The 18613-nt window shown below is 72.6% G+C and carries 21 protein-coding genes; 17 read left to right on the top strand and 4 right to left on the bottom strand.

Annotated features, from left to right (window positions below; genetic code table 11):
- Nucleotides 1–35 precede the first annotated feature (35 nt).
- The 5 genes from WFH25_RS16945 to WFH25_RS16925 all read left to right on the top strand — a co-directional run bounded on the left by WFH25_RS16945 (nt 36) and on the right by WFH25_RS16925 (nt 6221).
- Entirely contained in the window at nt 36–1124 is a 1089-nt protein-coding gene (locus tag WFH25_RS16945; RefSeq protein WP_336698682.1) for a bifunctional GNAT family N-acetyltransferase/class I SAM-dependent methyltransferase, read from the top strand.
- Nucleotides 1121–1861, top strand: coding sequence for an alpha/beta hydrolase (locus tag WFH25_RS16940; protein ID WP_070417618.1), 741 nt, complete (start codon nt 1121–1123; stop codon nt 1859–1861). The genes WFH25_RS16945 and WFH25_RS16940 overlap by 4 nt, the downstream gene beginning before the upstream one ends.
- Nucleotides 1862–1991: 130 nt before the next feature.
- Nucleotides 1992–2759 carry an HAD family hydrolase gene (locus tag WFH25_RS16935; protein ID WP_071295175.1) on the top strand — a complete coding sequence of 256 codons (768 nt, stop codon included), beginning with the start codon at nt 1992–1994 and terminating at the stop codon, nt 2757–2759.
- Nucleotides 2760–2837: 78 nt separating this feature from the next.
- A complete protein-coding gene (locus WFH25_RS16930) occupies nt 2838–5348 on the top strand; it encodes a glycoside hydrolase family 65 protein (RefSeq protein WP_336698681.1) in 2511 nt (836 codons plus the stop codon).
- 105 nt (nt 5349–5453) lie between these two features.
- Nucleotides 5454–6221: an SDR family NAD(P)-dependent oxidoreductase gene (locus WFH25_RS16925; RefSeq protein WP_336698680.1), complete on the top strand. Its 768-nt coding sequence runs from the start codon at nt 5454–5456 to the stop codon at nt 6219–6221.
- A gap of 30 nt (nt 6222–6251) precedes the next feature.
- On the opposite strand, the gene WFH25_RS19405 is transcribed toward WFH25_RS16925, so the two are convergent.
- The gene (locus tag WFH25_RS19405) at nt 6252–6407 is read right to left on the bottom strand and encodes a hypothetical protein (protein ID WP_442892429.1); all 156 of its coding nucleotides are present in this window, start codon (nt 6405–6407) and stop codon (nt 6252–6254) included.
- Between the two features lie 225 nt (nt 6408–6632).
- Complete coding sequence (locus WFH25_RS16915) at nt 6633–7148, bottom strand: DUF1697 domain-containing protein (protein ID WP_261646728.1); 516 nt, start codon at nt 7146–7148, stop codon at nt 6633–6635.
- Nucleotides 7149–7220: 72 nt separating this feature from the next.
- Here WFH25_RS16915 and WFH25_RS16910 point away from each other — a divergent pair, with 72 nt between their 5' ends.
- The 3 genes from WFH25_RS16910 to WFH25_RS16900 are packed head-to-tail and all read left to right on the top strand — an operon-like array spanning nt 7221 to nt 8437.
- Nucleotides 7221–7697: a prevent-host-death protein gene (locus WFH25_RS16910; RefSeq protein WP_336698678.1), complete on the top strand. Its 477-nt coding sequence runs from the start codon at nt 7221–7223 to the stop codon at nt 7695–7697.
- Between the two features lie 3 nt (nt 7698–7700).
- Entirely contained in the window at nt 7701–7925 is a 225-nt protein-coding gene (locus WFH25_RS16905; RefSeq protein ID WP_336698677.1) for a hypothetical protein, read from the top strand.
- Nucleotides 7926–7969: 44 nt separating this feature from the next.
- Nucleotides 7970–8437 carry a hypothetical protein gene (locus tag WFH25_RS16900; RefSeq protein WP_336698676.1) on the top strand — a complete coding sequence of 156 codons (468 nt, stop codon included), beginning with the start codon at nt 7970–7972 and terminating at the stop codon, nt 8435–8437.
- Nucleotides 8438–8576: 139 nt separating this feature from the next.
- Here the strand turns inward: WFH25_RS16900 and WFH25_RS16895 are convergent, their stop codons facing one another.
- The gene (locus tag WFH25_RS16895) at nt 8577–10049 is read right to left on the bottom strand and encodes an NCS2 family permease (RefSeq protein ID WP_336698675.1); all 1473 of its coding nucleotides are present in this window, start codon (nt 10047–10049) and stop codon (nt 8577–8579) included.
- A 145-nt stretch (nt 10050–10194) separates the two neighbouring features.
- Here WFH25_RS16895 and folE point away from each other — a divergent pair, with 145 nt between their 5' ends.
- The 5 genes from folE (at nt 10195) to WFH25_RS16870 (ending at nt 13829) form a co-directional block, all read left to right on the top strand.
- The gene (gene folE / locus WFH25_RS16890) at nt 10195–10806 is read left to right on the top strand and encodes a GTP cyclohydrolase I (protein WP_336698674.1); all 612 of its coding nucleotides are present in this window, start codon (nt 10195–10197) and stop codon (nt 10804–10806) included.
- Nucleotides 10803–11741, top strand: a complete 939-nt coding sequence (gene folP / locus WFH25_RS16885; RefSeq protein WP_070417628.1) for a dihydropteroate synthase — start codon at nt 10803–10805, stop codon at nt 11739–11741. The genes folE and folP overlap by 4 nt, the downstream gene beginning before the upstream one ends.
- The gene (locus tag WFH25_RS16880; protein ID WP_336698673.1) at nt 11738–12505 is read left to right on the top strand and encodes a pyrimidine reductase family protein; all 768 of its coding nucleotides are present in this window, start codon (nt 11738–11740) and stop codon (nt 12503–12505) included. Before folP ends, WFH25_RS16880 begins: the two co-directional genes overlap by 4 nt.
- 27 nt (nt 12506–12532) lie before the next feature.
- Nucleotides 12533–13186 (top strand): HAD-IA family hydrolase, encoded by a 654-nt coding sequence (locus tag WFH25_RS16875; RefSeq protein WP_071302454.1) that lies wholly within the window; start codon nt 12533–12535, stop codon nt 13184–13186.
- Nucleotides 13187–13286: 100 nt separating this feature from the next.
- Nucleotides 13287–13829 carry a type 1 glutamine amidotransferase domain-containing protein gene (locus WFH25_RS16870; protein ID WP_336698671.1) on the top strand — a complete coding sequence of 181 codons (543 nt, stop codon included), beginning with the start codon at nt 13287–13289 and terminating at the stop codon, nt 13827–13829.
- A 100-nt stretch (nt 13830–13929) separates the two neighbouring features.
- Here the strand turns inward: WFH25_RS16870 and WFH25_RS16865 are convergent, their stop codons facing one another.
- On the bottom strand, nt 13930–14502 hold the full coding sequence (locus tag WFH25_RS16865) for an MOSC domain-containing protein (RefSeq protein WP_336698670.1): 573 nt from the start codon (nt 14500–14502) through the stop codon (nt 13930–13932).
- 110 nt (nt 14503–14612) lie between these two features.
- Here WFH25_RS16865 and WFH25_RS16860 point away from each other — a divergent pair, with 110 nt between their 5' ends.
- The 4 genes from WFH25_RS16860 to WFH25_RS16845 all read left to right on the top strand — a co-directional run bounded on the left by WFH25_RS16860 (nt 14613) and on the right by WFH25_RS16845 (nt 18558).
- A complete protein-coding gene (locus WFH25_RS16860) occupies nt 14613–16172 on the top strand; it encodes a DNA-3-methyladenine glycosylase 2 family protein (RefSeq protein ID WP_336698669.1) in 1560 nt (519 codons plus the stop codon).
- On the top strand, nt 16169–16681 hold the full coding sequence (locus tag WFH25_RS16855) for a methylated-DNA--[protein]-cysteine S-methyltransferase (protein ID WP_070417632.1): 513 nt from the start codon (nt 16169–16171) through the stop codon (nt 16679–16681). The genes WFH25_RS16860 and WFH25_RS16855 overlap by 4 nt, the downstream gene beginning before the upstream one ends.
- A gap of 159 nt (nt 16682–16840) precedes the next feature.
- A complete protein-coding gene (locus WFH25_RS16850) occupies nt 16841–17659 on the top strand; it encodes an alpha/beta fold hydrolase (protein ID WP_229085572.1) in 819 nt (272 codons plus the stop codon).
- Nucleotides 17660–17676: 17 nt separating this feature from the next.
- Nucleotides 17677–18558 (top strand): hypothetical protein, encoded by an 882-nt coding sequence (locus WFH25_RS16845; RefSeq protein WP_442892428.1) that lies wholly within the window; start codon nt 17677–17679, stop codon nt 18556–18558.
- Nucleotides 18559–18613: the final 55 nt, after the last annotated feature.

Here is an 18613-nt window from a genome sequence, read left to right as displayed (position 1 = left end):
GGTCGGCTCGCACCCGCGGGCGGTAGCGTCGGGGCGTGACGATCGCGCTGCGCCGGGTGACGGCGGACGACTGGGAGACCTGGCGTCCGGTCCGGCTCGCGGCGCTCGCGGACGCTCCCGAGGCCTTCGGGTCCACGCTCGCCGACTGGGCCGACGCGCCCGAGCACCGGTGGCGGACCCGCCTCTCGATCCCCGGAGCGCTCGACCTGCTCGCCCACGCCGAGGACGACTCCGTCGTCGGCATGGCCAGCGGCGTCCCGGGCGAGGACCCCGGCACCGCCGAACTCATCTCGATGTGGGTCGACCCCGCCGCGCGCGGCCGAGGGATCGCGGCCGCGCTCATCCGTGCGGTCGCGACCTGGGCCGCGAGCGCCGGGGCCGACACCCTCGAACTGTCGGTCATGCCGGACAACGCCACGGCCCGTCGCACGTACGAGCGCTGTGGCTTCACCGCGGCCGACGAGCCCGGTGACCCGCTGCCCGACGGTCGGCACGAGGTCGTGATGCGTCGTGACCTCGCCGCCGAGCGCACGCTGGACGCCTACGAGCGTGCGGCCGACCGCTACGCCGAGCGCACCGACGACCACCGTGCCGGGCTCGTCGACGACCTGCTCGCACTCGTCCCGGTCGGGGCGCGGGTGCTCGAGCTCGGGTCGGGCCCGGGGCGTGACGCCCTCGCGCTCGAGGCTGCCGGACTCGTCGTCGACCGGACCGACGGGGCACGGTCGTTCGTCGACGCGCTGCGGTCCGCGGGGCACGAGGCGCGCCTCGTCGACGTGCGCTCGGACGCGTTCGGCGGCCCGTACGAGGCCGTGTTCGCGAACGCCGTGCTGCTGCACGTCGGTCGGACGGAGCTCGAGGGCGTCCTCGTGCGGCTCCGCGACGCCGTGTACCCCGGCGGTGTGCTGGCCGCCACGGTGAAGCTCGGCGACGGCGACGCGTGGAGCACGCGGAAGCTCGACCTCGCCCGGCACTTCGCCTACTGGACGCCGGGACCCCTGGCCGAGGTCGTCAGCCGTTCCGGCTGGACCGACGTCGACGTCCGTGAGACCACGCGCCCGGGTGCCGACGAGCGCTGGCTCACCGTCACCGCCCGACGCCCGCAGGAAGCAGGGAGACCATGAACCGAGCACTCCGCTGGACCGCCTGGGTCGTCGCCGTGATCGTGCTGATCGCGGTGGTGTTCCTCGTCTGGGCGAACATCGTCATGCAGGGCACCCGGAGTGCGGCGCTGCAGGTCTGGCGGGACGACCGTGTGGCCGTCCGGGACGCCGGGGACGCCGTGGTGATGACGCCGACCGGCACCGCGAACGGCGCGGGCATCGTGTTCATCCCGGGCGCGAAGGTCGATCCGTACGCGTACATGGCGACGTTCCGGCAGGTGGTCGCCAGCGGGACGACCGTCGTCATCACGAAGCCGACGCTGCACCTCGCCTTCTTCGACACCCGCCCGCTGTCGACGTTCGAGTCCCACGCCCCCGACGTCCGGTCCTGGGCGGTCGGCGGGCACTCGCTCGGTGGCGTGCGCGCGTGCCAGCTCGCGCCGGACGCCGACGGGCTGCTCCTGCTCGGCAGCTACTGCGCGAACGACATCAGCAAGTCGTACATCAGCGTGCTCAGCGTCTCGGGGTCGCGTGACGGGCTCTCCACCCCCGAGAAGGTCGACGCCGCGCGGCACCTGCTGCCGTCGAACGCGATGACGGTCGAGGTGCAGGGCGCGAACCACGCCGACTTCGGTGCGTACGGTGCGCAGCCCGGGGACGACACCGCGACGATCTCGCGGACCGACGCCCGGCAGCAGATCGGTTCGGCGATCGAGGAGTGGGTGCGGACGCTGCCGTCGGGCGCTGCGCTGCGCTGAACCTCCTGCACAGCGAACGAGTGTGTGAACTCTTTCCACAGGGGCCCGGCGCGCCTGAACGCCGGTCCTGGAGCGGTCCTAGACTCGTCCGGAAGCAACGTCGACGACCCCGTCCCCCGGAGGGCAGCACATGACGACGCCGGACCGGCGCACACCCGCGCGACTCGCTGACCAGCGAGCGCTCCTGTTCGACCTGGACGGTGTCCTCACCCCCACCGCCGACGTCCACATGCGTGCGTGGAGCCGGCTGTTCACGCCCTACCTCGCCCAGCACGGCGTCGCTCCGTACACGGAACAGGACTACTTCGCGTACGTCGACGGCAAGCCTCGGTACGACGGGGTGCGTTCCCTGCTCGAGTCCCGCGGCATCGACCTGCCGCAGGGCACGCCGGACGACCCGCCGGACGCCGACACGGTGTGCGGGCTCGGCAACCGGAAGAACGCCGAGTTCACGGCCGAGCTGACCGAGCACGGGGTGGAGCCCTACCCCGGTTCGCTCCGGTTCCTCGTCGCCGCCATCGACGCCGGGCTGTCCGTCGCCGTCGTGTCGAGCTCCGCCAACGCCGTGCAGGTGCTCCGCACGGCCGGCATCCTCGAGCGCTTCCCCGTGGTGGTCGACGGCCTCGTCGCCCGCGAAGACGGTCTGGCCGGCAAGCCCGCGCCCGACACCTACCTCGACGCCGCGAGCCGGTTCGGCCTGACCGCTGCCGAGTGCGTCGTGGTCGAGGACGCCACGAGCGGGGTCGAGGCGGGACGGAACGGTGCCTTCGGGCTCGTCATCGGCGTCGATCGCGGAGCCGGGGCCGACGCGCTCCGGGCGCACGGCGCCGACGTCGTGGTCGGCGACCTCGACGAACTCGTCGACGAGCTGCCGGAACCGGCCACGAGCACGACGTAGGCGAAGCGGCCGGGGCGATCCGCGCCTCCAGGCCCTCCCGACCCTCCCCACGAACACCCTCCTTCCCCACGGAGCACCATGAACCCCATCACCTCCGACCCGCTGGACCGCGTCCGCTACCCGATCGACGAGTGGGCCCTCGTCGAGACCGAGTACGCGCCCGACGAGCAGGGCGTCGCCGAGACGAACTTCGCCGTCGGCAACGGGTACCTGGGCCTGCGCGGCAACCTCGACGAGGGTCGTGGCGGCGTGCAGTACGGCACGTACATCAACGGTTTCCACGAGACCTGGCCGATCCGGCACGCCGAGGACGCCTTCGGCTTCGCGAAGACCGGGCAGACGATCATCAACGCGCCCGACGCCAAGGTGATCCGCCTGTACGTCGACGACGAACCGCTCGTCCTGGCCGAGGCGGACATCCTCCGGCACACCCGGCGGCTCGACTTCCGGGGCGGGTACCTGTTCCGCGAGACCGAGTGGTCGACGCCCTCGGGCAAGCGCGTGCTCATCCGGTCGCGGCGGCTGGTGTCGTTCACGGACCGGCACCTGGCGGTCATCGACTACGAGGTGACCGTGCTCGACGCGGACGCCTCGATCCTGCTGTCGAGCCAGATCCTCAACCGGCAGGACGTGCAGGACGAGTACCACGCGGGGATGCGTGCGGCGGCGAACGCGTTCGACCCGCGCAAGGCCGAGGCGTTCACCGAGCGGATGCTCGAGCCGAAGCTCAAGCGCAGCACCGGCGGCCGTTCGCTGCTCGGGTACCAGGCGGCGAGCTCGGGCATGACGATCTGCGTCGGCGTCGAGCACCACCTCGAGACCGAGAACAGCTGGGACGAGTCCTCGTCGATCGAGGACGACCTGGCGAAGCACGTCTACCGCGTGCAGGCGCGCGCCGGGCAGCCGATCCGCCTGACGAAGCACGTGGTCTACCACACGTCCCGCGGGGTCCCGGCGCGCGAACTCGCCGACCGCTGCGAGCGGACCCTCGACCGCTCGCGTGCCGAGTCCGTCGACGCCGCGTTCGCGCGGCAGGCCGAGTGGATGGACGACTTCTGGGCGCGGAGCGACGTCGAGATCGTCGGGCAGCCCGCGCTCCAGCAGGCCGTCCGGTGGAACCTGTTCATGCTCGCGCAGGCCACGGCCCGGACCGACGGGCACGGCATCGCGGCGAAGGGCGTCACGGGCTCCGGGTACGGCGGCCACTACTTCTGGGACATGGAGATCTACGTCCTGCCGTTCCTGTCGTACACGGCGCCGATCGTCGCCCGGAACGCCCTGCGGTTCCGCTACAACATGCTCGACGCGGCTCGGTCCCGCGCCCGCGAGCTGAACCAGCACGGCGCGCTGTTCCCCTGGCGGACGATCAACGGCGAGGAGTCCAGCGCCTACTACGCCGCCGGCACCGCGCAGTACCACATCGACGCGGACATCGCGCATGCGCTCATGCAGTACGTCCGCGCCTCGGACGACCGCGAGTTCCTCAAGCGCGGTGCGATCGACATCCTCGTCGAGACCGCCCGCCTGTGGGAGGACCTCGGGTTCTGGCGGTCGAACGGCGACAAGAAGTTCCACATCGACGGCGTCACCGGTCCCGACGAGTACACGACGGTCGTCGACGACAACCTCTACACGAACGTGATGGCCCGGGCGAACCTGTGGTTCGCCGTGAACGCCTGCCGCGAGCTCGCAGCCGACGACCCGGAAGAGTACGAGCGCATGGTGCGGCGGACCGGGCTGCAGGCGCAAGAGGTGACCGACTGGGAGCACGCGGCCGAGTCGATGGAGATCCCGTTCGACCCGCACCGTGGCATCCACCCGCAGGACGCCCAGTTCCTCGACAAGGAACTCTGGGACCTCGACAACACCCCCGAGAGCAAGCGCCCGCTGCTGCTCCACTACCACCCGCTGGTGATCTACCGGTTCCAGGTGCTCAAGCAGGCCGACGTCGTGCTCGCACTGTTCCTGCAGGGGCACGAGTTCACCGCTGCCGAGAAGCGTCGCGACTTCGACTACTACGACGCCCTCACGACGGGCGACTCCACGCTGTCGGCGGTCGTGCAGTCGATCATGGCGGCCGAGGTCGGCTACCACGACCTCGCGTTGCAGTACTTCCAGACGGCGCTGTACGTCGACCTCGCCGACCTGCACGGCAACACGACCGACGGGGTGCACATCGCCTCGACGGGCGGCATCTGGGGCGCGGTCGTGAACGGGTTCGGCGGCATGCGGGACCACGGCGGCCGGATGACCTTCAACCCGCGGCTGCCGAAGGACTGGGAGCGGATCACCTACCGCCTGACGGTGCGCGGATCGCGTGTGCGCGTCGACCTCGAGCAGGACGCCATGACCTTCACGGTCGAGACGGGCTCCGGGTTCACCGCGTGGGTGCACAACCAGCAGTGGGACGTCACCGCCGGCGAGCCGACCGTCGTGCCGCTGCCGCACCAGGGCCCGCGGATGTCCGGGCGCGCGCCGACGACGGCCGACATCCAGGGCACCCTGCGTGCCGACGGATCGGTCGTCACGGCGTCGATCCCGACGATCTCGCTCGACCGCGACCTGGAGCCGGACGACACGTCCGCCTGACACCCTCCGAACGCGCCCAGGCGGGTGCGGGCACCATGGCTCGCCGTGCCCCGCTGGGCCGATGGCGTCTCCCCGGGCACGGATCGTGCAACGAGAGGAGACACCATGGGCAACCGGTTCGAGGGCAGGGTGGCGATCGTCACGGGTGCCGGGTCCGGCATCGGCGAGGCGACGGCGCGGGCGTTCGTCGACGAGGGCGCGTCCGTCGTCCTGACCGACAGCGTCGACGAGAAGGTACGAGCGGTCGGCGACAGCCTGCCGAGGGACCGGGTCGTGGCGCTCCACGCGGACGTCGCGAGCCCGGCCGACTGGCAGCGGGTCGTCGACACGGCCATCGAGCGGTTCGACCGCATCGACGTGCTCGTGAACAACGCCGGCACCTTCAGCTCCGGCGACATCACGGACATCACGCCGGACGAGTGGCACCGTGTGATCGAGACCGACCTCTCCAGCGTGTTCTACGGCACCCGTGCGGCGCTGCCGTTCCTCCGTGCCACGAAGGGGTCGATCGTGAACACCTCGTCGGTGTCCGGCGAGGACGCGGACTGGCGGATGAGCCCCTACAACGCGGCGAAGGGTGGGGTCTCGAACTTCACCAAGGCCGCCGCGCTCGACAACGGGCAGTTCGGCGTCCGCGTGAACGCCGTGGCGCCGGGGCTCGTGTGGACGGACCTCACGCAGGACCAGGCGGAGGACGAGGAGCTGCAGGAGAAGTTCGAGGAGCGGATCGCCCTCGGCCGCGCGGGTCGTGCGCACGAGGTCGCGGCGGCCGTGCTGTTCCTGGCGAGTGACGCGGCGTCGTTCATCACCGGGGCGATCCTGCCGGTCGACGGTGGCACCACCGCGAGCAACGGGCAGCCGCCGCAGTCCTGAGCGTGGTTGCCCGCGTCCGGTCGTCGCCGCTCAGTCGGCGACGAGTTCGACCTTGAACCGTTCGGCGTCCTCGAGGAACGCCGCGTGGTGGTCCGGCCCGCCGGCGTGCGGATGGCGGTCCTCGTAGAGGTCGCCATCCGCACGCGGGCGCGGCCGCCCAGATCCGGGCAACGTCGTCGGTGCCACCGGCGTGGAACGCGAGGTGGCTCAGGCCCGGGCGTCGTCGATCGTGCTCGCCCGGCAGCGGGGCGGTCTCGAGCACGACGTACAGGTCGCCGAGCCGCCAGCTGCGCCCGTCGGGCCAGCGCTGGAAGGGCTCGTGGCCGAGCTCGGTCAGGAGCCAGTCCCACGCGGGACCGGACGCGTCGAGGTCGGCGGTGCGCAGTTCGACGTGGTGCAGACCACCCCGGCTCACAGGAGCTTCCGGAGCGTGTTCGCGTTGCGGGTCGTCGTCGTCCGCTTGAAGCGTGCGGCACCGGCCCGCTTGGCGAACACCGTGTCCGTGCTCGACCCCTTCGGGCACGACCAGTAGACGACTCCCGCACCCCGGGCAACGCGCTCGACGGACTCGTCGACCTCGAGGTCGGCCAGCAGGTCGTCGAGGGCGTCCTCGTCGGAGCCGAACACGACGTAGTCGTGGCGGTCCTCGGCGGCTGGGAACGGGAAGCCGTCCACGACGGCGGCGAGGTCGTCGTGGGGGACGAGCACGATCCAGGCGTCGTAGCCGAAGCGGTCTCGGAGCGACTGCTCGATGTCGGTCTTCAGCGCCGCGGCCGTGCCGTCCGAGCCGAACACCACGTTCCCCGAGGCGAGGACGGTCCGGACGTCCTGGTACCCGCGTTCCCGGAACAGCGCCGCGAGTTCGGCGCTCCTGATCGTGATCCCGTTGACGTTCACACCGCGCAGCAGCGCGACCCACCTGGTCATGCCCGAACCGTACCGCCCCGGCCGGTCCCTCGGCCACTTGTATTCAGAACGTGTTCTGAATAGCCTTGATCCGTGACGATCCTCGCCCCTGCTCCCGCACCGTCTCGGCCCCGTCGCGCGGTGCAGTCCTCCGACCTCTCGCGCCATGCGAAGGAGGTGTTCGCCGCGGCCGAGCAGGAACCGCTCGAGGTGACCCGTCGCGACGGCAAGCCGCTCGTGCTGACGACGAAGGAGCGCTCGGACGACGACGAGGCCGTGCTCGACATCGCCGCCCAGCTCATCGCCGCGGTGACGATCAACGAGCAGTTGCCGCTGCACGACCGTCTGGCGATCCCCTACCCGTGGCTGAAGCTCCTGAGCCGCGCCGATCAGCAGCGGTTCGCGAAGGAGATCGTCGAGGTCGCACGGGGTTCGTTCTCGCTGCGGCAGCCGCGCCGGCTCCTGCTCGAGATGCAGGCATGGCGGAACTCCGCCGAAGCCATCGCCGCCGGCTGGGACACCTCCGAGGTCGAGGTGACCGACAGCCCCGTCGTCGTCGAGAAGCCCTGACGGGTGGCCCGTCGTTCCGGCGTGGTGCGGCCGGTCCGCACCACCGAGTACACGATCGTCTTCGGGAACCGAGCAGCGGAGCAGGGATGGCGGGACGTCGTCGCCACGCAGCGGAACGCCGTGGCGGCAGCATGGGAACGCCTGACGACCGACCCGCTGACCGAGGACCTCGCGTGTCACGCGCTCCGTGGTGAGCTCGGGTCGCACCACCCGAACGCCACGAAGTGAGGCACCTCGGAGCGGTGGGAGCAGCGGTCCGGTAGACGGGACCCATGACGAACGACGCACCGCACGACGACGCACAGGGCCCCGACGAGCAGCACCGCGTGCCCGAGGGGGTCTCGGACGCCACGGTCGAGGCGCTCGGCACCCTGTCGGCAGCGGTCGAGGTGATCGAGCACGCCCGCGGACTGCTCTACGGGTTCCACCGGCTGACCGGGATGGCGGACCTGAACCTCGGCGAGGCCGTCGAGCAGCTCCGGGACGCGGGCCACACCGAGCTGGCGGACCGCATCGACTCGGAGCTCGTCGGACGCAACGTCATCGCCGGCCGGTGGACGTTCCAGGTCGTCGAGGACTACGACGACGGGTACTACGCCCTCGCGAAGGAGCTCGAACGGACCGCGCGGGACGAGCTCGTGCAGGGACGGAAGCACCTGTTCGAGGCGGGCATGAAGGAGGACCGGCGCTCCCAGGGCCGACGCCACCACGAGGCGACGCCGGCCGACCTGGCGGACTGAGGCCGCGCCTCCCGGGCCCTGCGCCCGCGCACAACGCAAGTCGCCCCGAACCACGACTGCCCGTGGTTCGGGGCGACTTTCGTTGTGCGAAACGCGAACGCAGCGAGCGGACGCAAGCGCGAGCGCGCCGCGCCGCGCCTCAGCCGACGCCGAGCAGCACCTCGAGCGGCCCCCGCGCGAAGTACAGCAGGAAGCCCGCGGCCACGACGTACAGCAGCCACGACACCTGACGGCCGCGGCCGGACAGCAGCTTGATGAGCACCCAGCTGATGAACCCCGCACCGATGCCGTTCGCGATCGAGTAGGTCAGCGGCATGATCACGATCGTCAGGAACGCCGGCAGCGCCGCCCCGAAGTCGGTCCAGTCGATGTCCTTCACCTGCGCCACCATGAGCGCACCGACGACCACGAGCCCGGCGGCTGCGACCTCGAGCGGGACGACCTGCGTGAGCGGCGTGAGGAACATCGACGCCAGGAACAGCAGACCGGTGACGACGGAGGCCATGCCGGTCCGGGCGCCCTCACCGATGCCGGCGGCGGAGTCGATGAACACGGTGTTCGACGACACCGAGGCGCCACCACCCGCGATCGCGCCGGCACCCTCGACGACGAGCGCCGACTTCAGGCGTGGGAAGGTGCCGTCGGGGTTCGCGACCCCGGCGGCCTTCGCGAGGCCGGTCATCGTGCCCATGGCGTCGAAGAAGTTCGTGAAGACGAGGGTGAAGACGAGCATCGACGCGGCGATGGGGCCGATGCGGGTGAAGGCACCGAAGACGTCCGCGTGGCCGACGAGCGACAGGTCGGGCACCGCGAACAGCGCGGAGGGCAGCCCCGGCGCGTTGAGGTTCCAGCCGGTGGGCGAGTCGACCGAGGTCGGTACCTTGAAGATCGCCTGCAGGATGATCGCGATGACCGTGGTCGCCACGATGCCGATGAGCAGGGCACCCCGGACCTTGCGGGCCATCAGCGTGCCGATGATGACGAGGCCGATCAGGAAGACGATGGTCGGCAGTGCTGCGATGGAGCCGTCCTCGCCGAGCTGCAGCGGCGGCGAGGCGTTCTTCGTGGTGCGGACGAACCCGGAGTCGACCAGGCCGATGAACGCGATGAACAGGCCGATGCCGACGGTGATTGCCGCCTTGAGCTGCGCCGGCACGGCCGTGAAGATCATCGTCCGGATGCCCGTCAACGCCAGGACCACGATCACGACGCCGTTGATGACGACGAGGCCCATCGCCTCGGCCCAGGTGACCTGGTGCACGACGCTGACGGCGAGGAACGAGTTGATCCCGAGCCCCGCGGCGATGCCGAACGGCAGGTTCGCGATGAGGCCCATCGCGATCGTCATGAGCCCGGCGACGAGTCCGGTGGCCGCGGCGACCTGGGCGTTCTGCAGCCAGCCGCCGAGGACGTCCTGCGGCGCCTGGTCCTGGCTGAACCCACCGAGGATGAGCGGGTTGAGGATGACGATGTAGGCCATCGTCACGAAGGAGACGAGGCCGCCCCGGATCTCGCGGGGGATCGTCGATCCGCGGTGCGTGATGGAGAAGAAGCGGTCGAGGCCGGTCGCGAAGCGGTTCCGGGGCGTGGTGTCGGTCTGCGGGGCGCTCACCGAACAAGCTTAAAGGGCGCTGGGTTTCCGGCAAGTCACAGCTTCCTTCCAGGGGATTTCCTGGAGGCGCGGCTCGCCTCGACGGGGTACGTCACCCCCGGTGGCCGGTCGCGTCCTGCGGCCAGGGCTGGTGTTGGATGGACGGGTGAACCAACGTCTGGACCGTGCGCGCATCGAGTCCGCCGTGCGGGAGCTCCTGCTCGCGATCGGCGAGGATCCCGACCGCGCGGAACTCGCCCGCACGCCCGCTCGTGTGGCCGAGTCGTACGCCGAGTTCTTCTCCGGCGTCGGGACGGACGCGGTGGCGATCGCCCGCGACGGCACGGTCCACGCCGAACCGGGCGACCGCGGGCAGCTCGTCATCGTGCGCGACGTGAAGTTCCGGTCCGTCTGCGAGCACCACCTGCTCCCGTTCCTCGGTGTGGCGCACCTCGCGTACGCGCCGGGGGATCGGCTCATCGGCCTCGGCACGCTGTCGCGCGTGCTCGACGCGGTGGCCTCCCGTCCGCAGCTGCAGGAGCGGCTCGGCGAGCAGGTCGCGGCGACCATCGCCGAGGGGCTCGGGGCCGCCGGCGTCCTCGTGGTCCTCGACGCGCAGCACCAGTGCGTGACGACCCGTGGGGAGCGGCAGACCGGGTCGACGACCGTGACCGTGGCAGCGACCGGCACTCTGGCCGAGGCAGCCGGACGGGCCGAGGCGATCGCCCTGATCGGTGCAGGCGCGGATGTCGGAGCCGGCCGCGGGGCGGACGCGTGACGACCGAGCGAGGCGGGGCGCGCCAGGGCCCTGCTGCCACCGCACCCGGGTGGGTCGTCCCCGACCTGCGCGAGCCCGTGCGCACCATCGGCCGCCGGACCTTCGACTTCGACCACCGCATCGCCGTCATGGCGATCGTGAACCGCACGCCCGACTCGTTCCACGACCGCGGCGCGACCTTCGCACTCGACCGTGCCGTCGAGGCCGCCGTGCACGCGGCCGAGCAGGGCGCGGACTGGGTCGACATCGGCGGCGTGAAGTTCGCGCCGGGGCCGGAGCTGCCCGCCGCCGACGAGATCGACCGCGTCGTGCCCGTCGTCCGGCAGCTCGCGCAGGAGTCCGACGTGACGATCAGCGTCGACACCTTCCGGCCCGAGGTCGCCGCAGCGGCGATCGAGGCCGGTGCGAGCGTCGTCAACGACACGACCGGGCTGTCCGACCCCCGGATGGCGGCCGTCGTGGCGGACTCCGACGCGACGATCGTGATCACGCACTCGCTGGCGGAGCCCCGTCGTCCGCTGCCGGCCCCGCCGCAGTACGGCGACGTGACGACCGAGGTCGTCGGGTTCCTGCGCGAGCGGGTCGACCGGGCCCTCGCGGCCGGCATCCCGGAGTCGCGGATCATCGTCGACCCGGGGCACGACCTCAACAAGAACACGGTGCACACGCTCGAGCTCACCCGACGCCTGCCCGAGGTGGTCGCGCTCGGCTACCCGGTGCTCGCGGCGGTCTCGAACAAGGACTTCGTGGGGGAGTCGCTCGGGCGTCCCCGCGGTGAGCGACTGGCGGGGTCGTTGGCGGTCGCGACCGTGAGCGCGATGCTCGGCGCGCGGATCGTCCGGATGCACGACGTCGCCGAGAGCGTGGACGCGATGCGCATGGTCGAGGCGACGCTCGGCTGGCGGGCACCGGTGGAAGCGCGGCACAACACGTGAGCGTCCTCCCGCCGTCGATCGCCGACCTGTCCGACGACGAGCTGCTCGAGCTGTACACGGCGGGGGCGGTCGCACCCTGGCTGCGGGTGAACTTCGTGACGACGCTCGACGGCTCGGCGACGGCCGCGGGCGACGGGGTCTCGGGTTCGCTCGGCGGGCCGGACGACCTGCGCGTGTTCGACCTGCTGCGCCGGGTGGCCGACGCGGTGCTGGTGGCCGCGGGGACCGTCCGTGACGAGGGCTACGGGCCGATGGTGCTGCACGACGCCGACGTGGCCTGGCGGCGGGCACACGGGCTGCCCGACCACCCGGTGTTCGCGATCGTCTCGGGCTCGCTGTCCGTCGACCCGGCGTCCCGGGTGTTCACCGAGGCGCCGGTGCGTCCGATCGTCCTCACCTCGACGACCGCAGCGTCGTCGCCCCCGGCCGCGGCGCTCGCGGCGGTCGCGGACGTCGTGCCGTGCAGCTCCGACGACGACCCGGACACGGTCGACCCCGTCGCCCTGCGGGACGCCCTGGTGTCGCGCGGCCTCGGCACGGTGCACTGCGAGGGCGGACCGACGTTCTTCGGGGCGCTCGTGGCGGCGGACCTCGTGGACGAACTCACGCTGACGGTCGACCCGTCGCTCGAGGGTGGCGCCGGCCCGCGCATCACCCACGGCGGTTCGCCCGACCTCCGGCGCTTCCGGCCGGCCCACGTGCTCCTCGGACGTGACGGTGTGCTGCTCACCCGGTACGTACGGGCGCCGGACCCCGGCGAGTGACCGGGGCGGCACGCTAGGGTCGGGCGCGTGATCGACATCGTGGCGTCCGGGGTCCTCTTCGACATGGACGGGACGCTCGTCGACTCGACCGCGGTGGTCGAGGCGACCTGGACCCGGTTCGGCGTCGAGCACGGCATCGACCCCGCGGAGATCCTCGCCTTCTCGCACGGCCGCCAGGCGATCAGCACGATCCAGCGCTTCCTGCCCGACCTCGACCACGACGAGCAGCTGCGGATCGCCGCCGGGCTCGTCGCCGAGGAGCGCGAGAGCACCGAGGGCATCTCGGAGGTCCCGGGCGCCGGAGCGTTCGTGTCCCGCCTGGTCGACGCCGGGGTGCCGGTCGCGATCGTCACGAGTGCGCCCCGCGACCTCGCGGTGGAGCGGATGCAGGCCGCCGGTGTGCACGTGCCCGAGGCGCTCGTCGCCTCCGAGGACGTCGAGCACGGCAAGCCGCACCCGGACGGGTACCTGCGCGGTGCGGCGCTGCTCGGTGTCGACGCCGCCGACTGTGTCGCGTTCGAGGACGCACCCGCCGGGCTCGAGGCCGCCATCGCCTCCGGGGCTACCACGGTCGTCGTGGGGACGCTCGAGGCCGACGTCACCGCGGGACTGTACCGAGTGGGCGGCTACGACGGCATCTCCGTGGAGCGCGAGGGAACGGCCTTCCGCATCCGCGGCTGACCCGACCGCCGCCCACGGCTGTCCACCTGCGGACGCTTCCAGCGCTCCCCGACGACGCTGGTCGTGCGGCCGGAACGACCGGGCCGCGGAAGGAACGACCATGGCAGCACTCGACGGCAAGAAGATCCTCGTCATCGCGACGAACTACGGCGTGGAGCAGGACGAGATCGTCGTCCCGATCGACCAGCTCCGCGAGCGCGGCGCGACCGTGACGGTGGCGGCGCAGGAGACCGGGGCGATCGCGACCCTCGTCGGCGACAAGGACCCGGGCAAGCACGTCGACCCGGACACCACCATCGCCGGTGTCAACGCCGGCTCGTTCGACGCGCTCGTCGTCCCCGGGGGCACGATCAACGCCGACACCCTCCGCACCGACCAGCAGGCGGTCTCCCTCGTGCAGGCGTTCGCGGAGGCCGGCAAGCCGGTCGCCGCGATCTGCCACGGGCCGTGGACCCTCATCGAGGCCGGCGTCGTGTCGGGGAAGACGATCACGTCGTTCCCGTCGCTGCAGACCGACGTGCGGAACGCCGGGGCCGAGTGGGTCGACCAGGAGGTCCAGGTCGACGGCGGGCTCATCACCTCGCGGAACCCGGACGACCTGCCGGCGTTCGTCGACGCGATCGAGTCCGCACTGACCGCGTAGGAGGCTGGGCCGAGTCTCGGCTCGGCGGACTCGGCGTGGGCTGCGGCAGCGCGAAAGAGTCCGCGGGCCCGAGTCTCGGCGCCCCGAGCGCGCCGGCGCGTCAGGGGAGCGCGACGGGGCGGGCCGTGCGGAGCACCGCGGGACCGAGGGCGAGGACGCCGTCGGACTCCGGGTCGCACCGCACCCCGCCCCGCCCGCGCATCGCCCGGAACGCCCCCGGGGCCACCTCGTGGTCCATCCAGGCGCACGGGTTCGCCGGCCGGTATCCGCGGAAGAGCACCGGCTCGTGACCCGTGCTCTGCAGGGAGAACGGCTCGCCCCGGAGCGCCTCGACGTCCACCCCGCGGAGGAACACGTTCCGCCGGGTCGCGACCGGGTCGACGGCCGCACCGAGTTCGGCGGCGACGGCGTCGAGCCCCTCGAGTCCGATCACCGTCACCGAGGCGTGCACGTGCGCCCGCGACGCGAAGTACCGGTCGCCGACGATCCCGAGCCCCGCGCGCAGCTCGACGCGCTCGCGCAGGTCGTCCGGCTCGCCGTCCACGGCGGGCAGCGCCCCGTCCGCCGGTCGCCCCTCGTACCGGTGCCGCCGGGACACCAGCAGCAGCGCGATCTCGACGTCGGTCCGGCAGGGCAGGTCGCCGGAGCCGGCCACGTCGTCCACCAGGGTCACGCAGCCCACACTAGCCGCGCCTCCAGGCCGCCGTTCCCGCACCGACGGACGTCCGCTGCCCTGTCTGATTTCCGCCAGTCGATGTCGGTGCGCCGTGTCAGGCTGTGGGCATGTCCACCGCACCAGAGGCACTGCACGCCGAGCGCTACCGGGTCGTCGCCTCCCGCGATGCCCGGTTCGACGGGCAGTTCGTCACCGCCGTGCACTCCACCGGCATCTACTGCCGCCCCTCGTGCCCGGCCCGGACGCCCCGGGAGTCCGGCGTCACCTTCTACCGCACCAGTGCCGCCGCGCACCTCGCCGGCTTCCGCGCCTGCAAGCGCTGCCTGCCCGAGGCGACACCGGGCAGCCCCGAGTGGGACCTCCGCGAGGACGTCGCCGGACGCGCCATGCGCCTCGTCCTCGACGGCGTCGTCGAACGCGACGGCGTGCCCGGCCTCGCCGCCCGCGTCGGGTACTCCGAGCGGCAGCTCAACCGCATCATGACCGCCGAGCTCGGGGCCGGGCCCAAGGCGCTCAGCCGGGCGCACCGCGCACAGACCGCGCGGACGCTGCTCACCTCGTCCGACCTGCCCGTCGCGGACGTCGCGTTCGCCGCCGGGTTCGCGAGCGTCCGCCAGTTCAACGAGACCGTGCGCGAGGTCTTCGCGGTCACGCCGACCGAGCTCCGCGCACGCCGCACGCTCCGACCGGTCGCGGACGGGGCGCTGCACGTGCACCTGCCAGCGCGCGCGCCGTTCGACGCGCAGGGGCTCCTCGACTGGCACGCGCTCCACGCCCTGGCGGGCACGGAGCAGGTGGAGGTCGACGACACCGGGCGGGTCACGTCGTACGGACGGGTGCTCGACCTGCCAGGAGGCGCGGCCTGGTTCAGCGCCTCGGCCGCCGTCCCCGGGGTGGCCGGGCGGGGGACCGGGATCGACCTGCGCGTGCGGGTCACGGACCTCTCCGACCTCCCGACGCTCGTGGCGCGGGTGCGCTCGTACTTCGACCTCGACGCCGATCCGGAAGCCGTCGACGCCGTGCTCGGCGCGGTGCCCGAGCTGGCCGACGCCGTCGCCCGGGTCCCCGGCATCCGGCTGCCCGGCGCCGTGGACCCGCACGAGATCGTCTTCCGGACCCTCATCGGCCAGCAGGTGTCCGTCGCGGCGGCCCGGACGGCGCAGACACGGTTGGTCGCGGCGCTCGGTGCGCCCATGCCGTCCGCGATCGCGCCGGACGGCCTGCTGTTCCCGTCCGCCGCCGTCATCGCGGCCCGCGGGCACGAGGTGCTCCGTGGCCCGGCTGCCCGCGTCGACACGATCCTCCGGGTGGCCGCCGCGCTCGCCGACGGGTCGCTCGTGGTCGACGGCGGGCAGTCGCTCGACGAGCTGCGCGCCGGACTCCTCGCGGTGAAGGGCATCGGGCCCTGGACGGCCGACTACGTGGCGCTCCGGGTCCGCCACCACCCGGACGTCTTCCTCCACAGCGACCTCGCCGTGCGCAACGGTGCACAGGAACTCGGTCTGCCCGGTTCGGCGCGCGAGCTCTCCCTATGGTCGGAGCAGGTGGCGCCGTGGCGGAGCTACCTCACGATGCACTGCTGGCGACCGATCATCGACCGCGCGACGGCGACGACCGGTGCGACCCACACGACCGCGGCTCCGGCCGCCCGGAAGGACGAACGATGACCGATGCGACGATCCAGACGCTGGACACCCCCGACGGCCCCTTCACCGTGCTCGAGGACACCGAGGGCCGTGTCCTCGCCTCGGGCTGGACGGACGACGCGGAGCGCATCCTCGCGCGCCTCGCGGACCGGCACCGGCCGGAACGCGTGGTGGACGGACGTGTGGCCTCGGCGGACGCCGTCGACGCGTTCTACGCGGGCGAGGTCGAGCACGCGATGCAGGTGCCGGTGCGCCAGTTCGGCACCGAGCTCTTCGCCGAGGGCTGGCGGCAGCTCCGACTGATCCCCGCCGGTGGGACGTTGACCTACACCGGGTTCGCCGCGGCGATGGGGCGACCCGACGCCGTCCGGGCCGCGGCGAGCGTGTGTGCGCGGAACGCACCGGCGCTGTTCGTGCCGTGCCACCGCGTGCTGCGGACCGACGGCACGCTCGGCGGCTTCGCGTGGGGGCTCGACGTGAAGCGGTCCCTGCTCGAGCGGGAGTCGGTGGGCACGACGGCACTGGTCTGAGTCGAGAGCGGCCGGACCGGTGTTCTCCCCCTGGTTGCGGGTGTCGACGCGGGGGCACGGGGCTGTCATGCTCGACACAACCGACCCGCCAAGGACCAGACCCGAAGGACCCCACGCGCGCCAGCGGCGCACCGCGGTCGACCCACCTTCGAGGACCCCATGGACCAGCACGTCGACCGCACGGTCGTCTCCGCGGACGGCACGGTGCTCGCCGTGTCCGACGCCGGGACCGGCCCCGCGCTCGTCGTCGTCGGCGGAGCGTTCGACCACCACGGCACCCCGTTCGTCACCGGCCTGACCGCGGCCCTGCAGGACCGCTACCGGGTCATCACCTACGACCGACGCGGCCGCGGCGCGAGCGGCGACACCGACCCGTGGGCGATCGAGCGCGAGGTCGAGGACCTCGCGGCCGTCGTCGCCGACGTCGAGGGTCCCGTCACGGCGGTCGGCCTCTGCGTGGGCGCGGGCGTGGTGCTGCACGGCCTCGCGGGCGGGGTCCGACTCGACGCCGCCGTGCTCTGGGAACCGCCCTACCGCGCCACCGTCGACCCGCACGCCGACGACGTCGTCTTCGCGGACGTCCTCGACGAGCACGTCGCGGTCGGCCGTCGCGCCCAGGCCGTCCGGGCGTTCCTCGCGCACGTCCTCGGCGTCCCCATGGGCCAGATCACCGCACTCCGGCTGAAGGGTGCGCTGTGGCGGTCCCTCGTCGTCGACGCGCACGTGCTGAGCCGTGACGTCCGGGTCCTCAACGGTCTCGCGATCCCCGAGCGGGTGGCTGCAGCCGTCGGCGTGCCCGTCCTCGTCGCGGCCGGTGGCGACGGCCTCGAGTGGATGCGGCAGGCGGCCCGAGCGGTCGTCGAGGCCGTCCCGGGGTCGGAGTACGCCGAGGTGCCGGGGCAGGGACATGTACCCGCGCCCGAGGCCCTCGGCCAGCTGCTCGATCGCTTCACCGCGCGGACGGCCGCACGGCGCTGACCACCGGGGCTGCAAGGATGGTCGTCGTGAACGCACCTCGCCTCGGACTCCTGCTCGACGTCGACGGGCCCATCGCCAGCCCCGTCTCGCGCACCATCGCGATCCCGAGCATCATCGAGGACCTCGTCGCGCTCGCGGCCGAGGGCATCCCCGTCGTGTTCAACACGGGGCGGAGCGACGCCTTCATCCGGCAGGAGGTCGTCGGACCCCTGCTCGCCGGCGGTCTCGCCGCGGGCGGCCGCGTGCACGCCGTGTGCGAGAAGGGCGCCGTCTGGTGCTCGATCGGCCCGCAGTACGAGGGCGGCATGGGCGAGCTGACCGTCGCCGAGGACCTGGCGCTGCCGCGGGACTACGCCGACGAGATGCGCGAGCTCGTCCGCGACGAGTACGCCGACCTGGTCTTCTTCGACGAGACGAAGCGCGCGATGGTCTCGATCGAGCAGCGCGTCGAGGTGCCGAACGCCACCTACCTCGCCCGCCAGCCGGAGTTCGACGCGAAGGCCATGGCCGCGCTCCAGCGCCGCGGGCTCGGGGTCCGCCGGCTCGACGACGTCCGCCCCGACGCGGACGGTGCCGTGCAGTGGCGCATCGACCCGACGATCATCTCGACCGACGTCGAGTCCGACCGCAGCGGCAAGGACATGGGCGCCGAGCGGTCGCTCGAGCTCCTCACGCAGGACGGCGAGCTGCCCCTGGCGTGGCGGACGATGGGCGACTCCCGGAGCGACTACGCGATGGCGGACTGGCTGCACGCGAACGGCCACGAGGTGGCGCACGTCGACGTCCGCCCGTCCGACGGGGTCCCGGCGACGCCCTACCCGGTGCTCACGGCACCCGACGGCGTGATCCACGACGACGCCGGAGCGCGGTTCCTGTCGGACTGGCGCCGGTCCGTCTGAGCCGAGCCGCGCCTCCCGGGCCCCGGACCACGCGCAGTCGCAGGCCGCGCTGCCG

The organism is Curtobacterium sp. USHLN213, from assembly GCF_037144815.1.
Taxonomy (GTDB): Bacteria; Actinomycetota; Actinomycetes; order Actinomycetales; family Microbacteriaceae; genus Curtobacterium.
The sequence above is the reverse complement of the archived record's forward strand: the minus strand, read 5'-3'. Positions and strand labels throughout refer to the sequence as shown.

Excerpts from the sequence above, each read along its gene's own strand:
- WFH25_RS16940 (WP_070417618.1), top strand. The coding sequence starts at position 1,121 with ATGAACCGAGCACTCCGCTGGACCGCCTGGGTCGTCGCCGTGATCGTG.
- WFH25_RS16935 (WP_071295175.1), top strand. The coding sequence starts at position 1,992 with ATGACGACGCCGGACCGGCGCACACCCGCGCGACTCGCTGACCAGCGA.
- WFH25_RS16930 (WP_336698681.1), top strand. The coding sequence starts at position 2,838 with ATGAACCCCATCACCTCCGACCCGCTGGACCGCGTCCGCTACCCGATC.
- WFH25_RS16925 (WP_336698680.1), top strand. The coding sequence starts at position 5,454 with ATGGGCAACCGGTTCGAGGGCAGGGTGGCGATCGTCACGGGTGCCGGG.
- WFH25_RS16915 (WP_261646728.1), bottom strand. The coding sequence starts at position 7,148 with ATGACCAGGTGGGTCGCGCTGCTGCGCGGTGTGAACGTCAACGGGATC.
- WFH25_RS16900 (WP_336698676.1), top strand. The coding sequence starts at position 7,970 with ATGACGAACGACGCACCGCACGACGACGCACAGGGCCCCGACGAGCAG.
- WFH25_RS16870 (WP_336698671.1), top strand. The coding sequence starts at position 13,287 with ATGGCAGCACTCGACGGCAAGAAGATCCTCGTCATCGCGACGAACTAC.
- WFH25_RS16860 (WP_336698669.1), top strand. The coding sequence starts at position 14,613 with ATGTCCACCGCACCAGAGGCACTGCACGCCGAGCGCTACCGGGTCGTC.
- WFH25_RS16855 (WP_070417632.1), top strand. The coding sequence starts at position 16,169 with ATGACCGATGCGACGATCCAGACGCTGGACACCCCCGACGGCCCCTTC.
- WFH25_RS16850 (WP_229085572.1), top strand. The coding sequence starts at position 16,841 with ATGGACCAGCACGTCGACCGCACGGTCGTCTCCGCGGACGGCACGGTG.
- WFH25_RS16845 (WP_442892428.1), top strand. The coding sequence starts at position 17,677 with ATGGTCGTCGTGAACGCACCTCGCCTCGGACTCCTGCTCGACGTCGAC.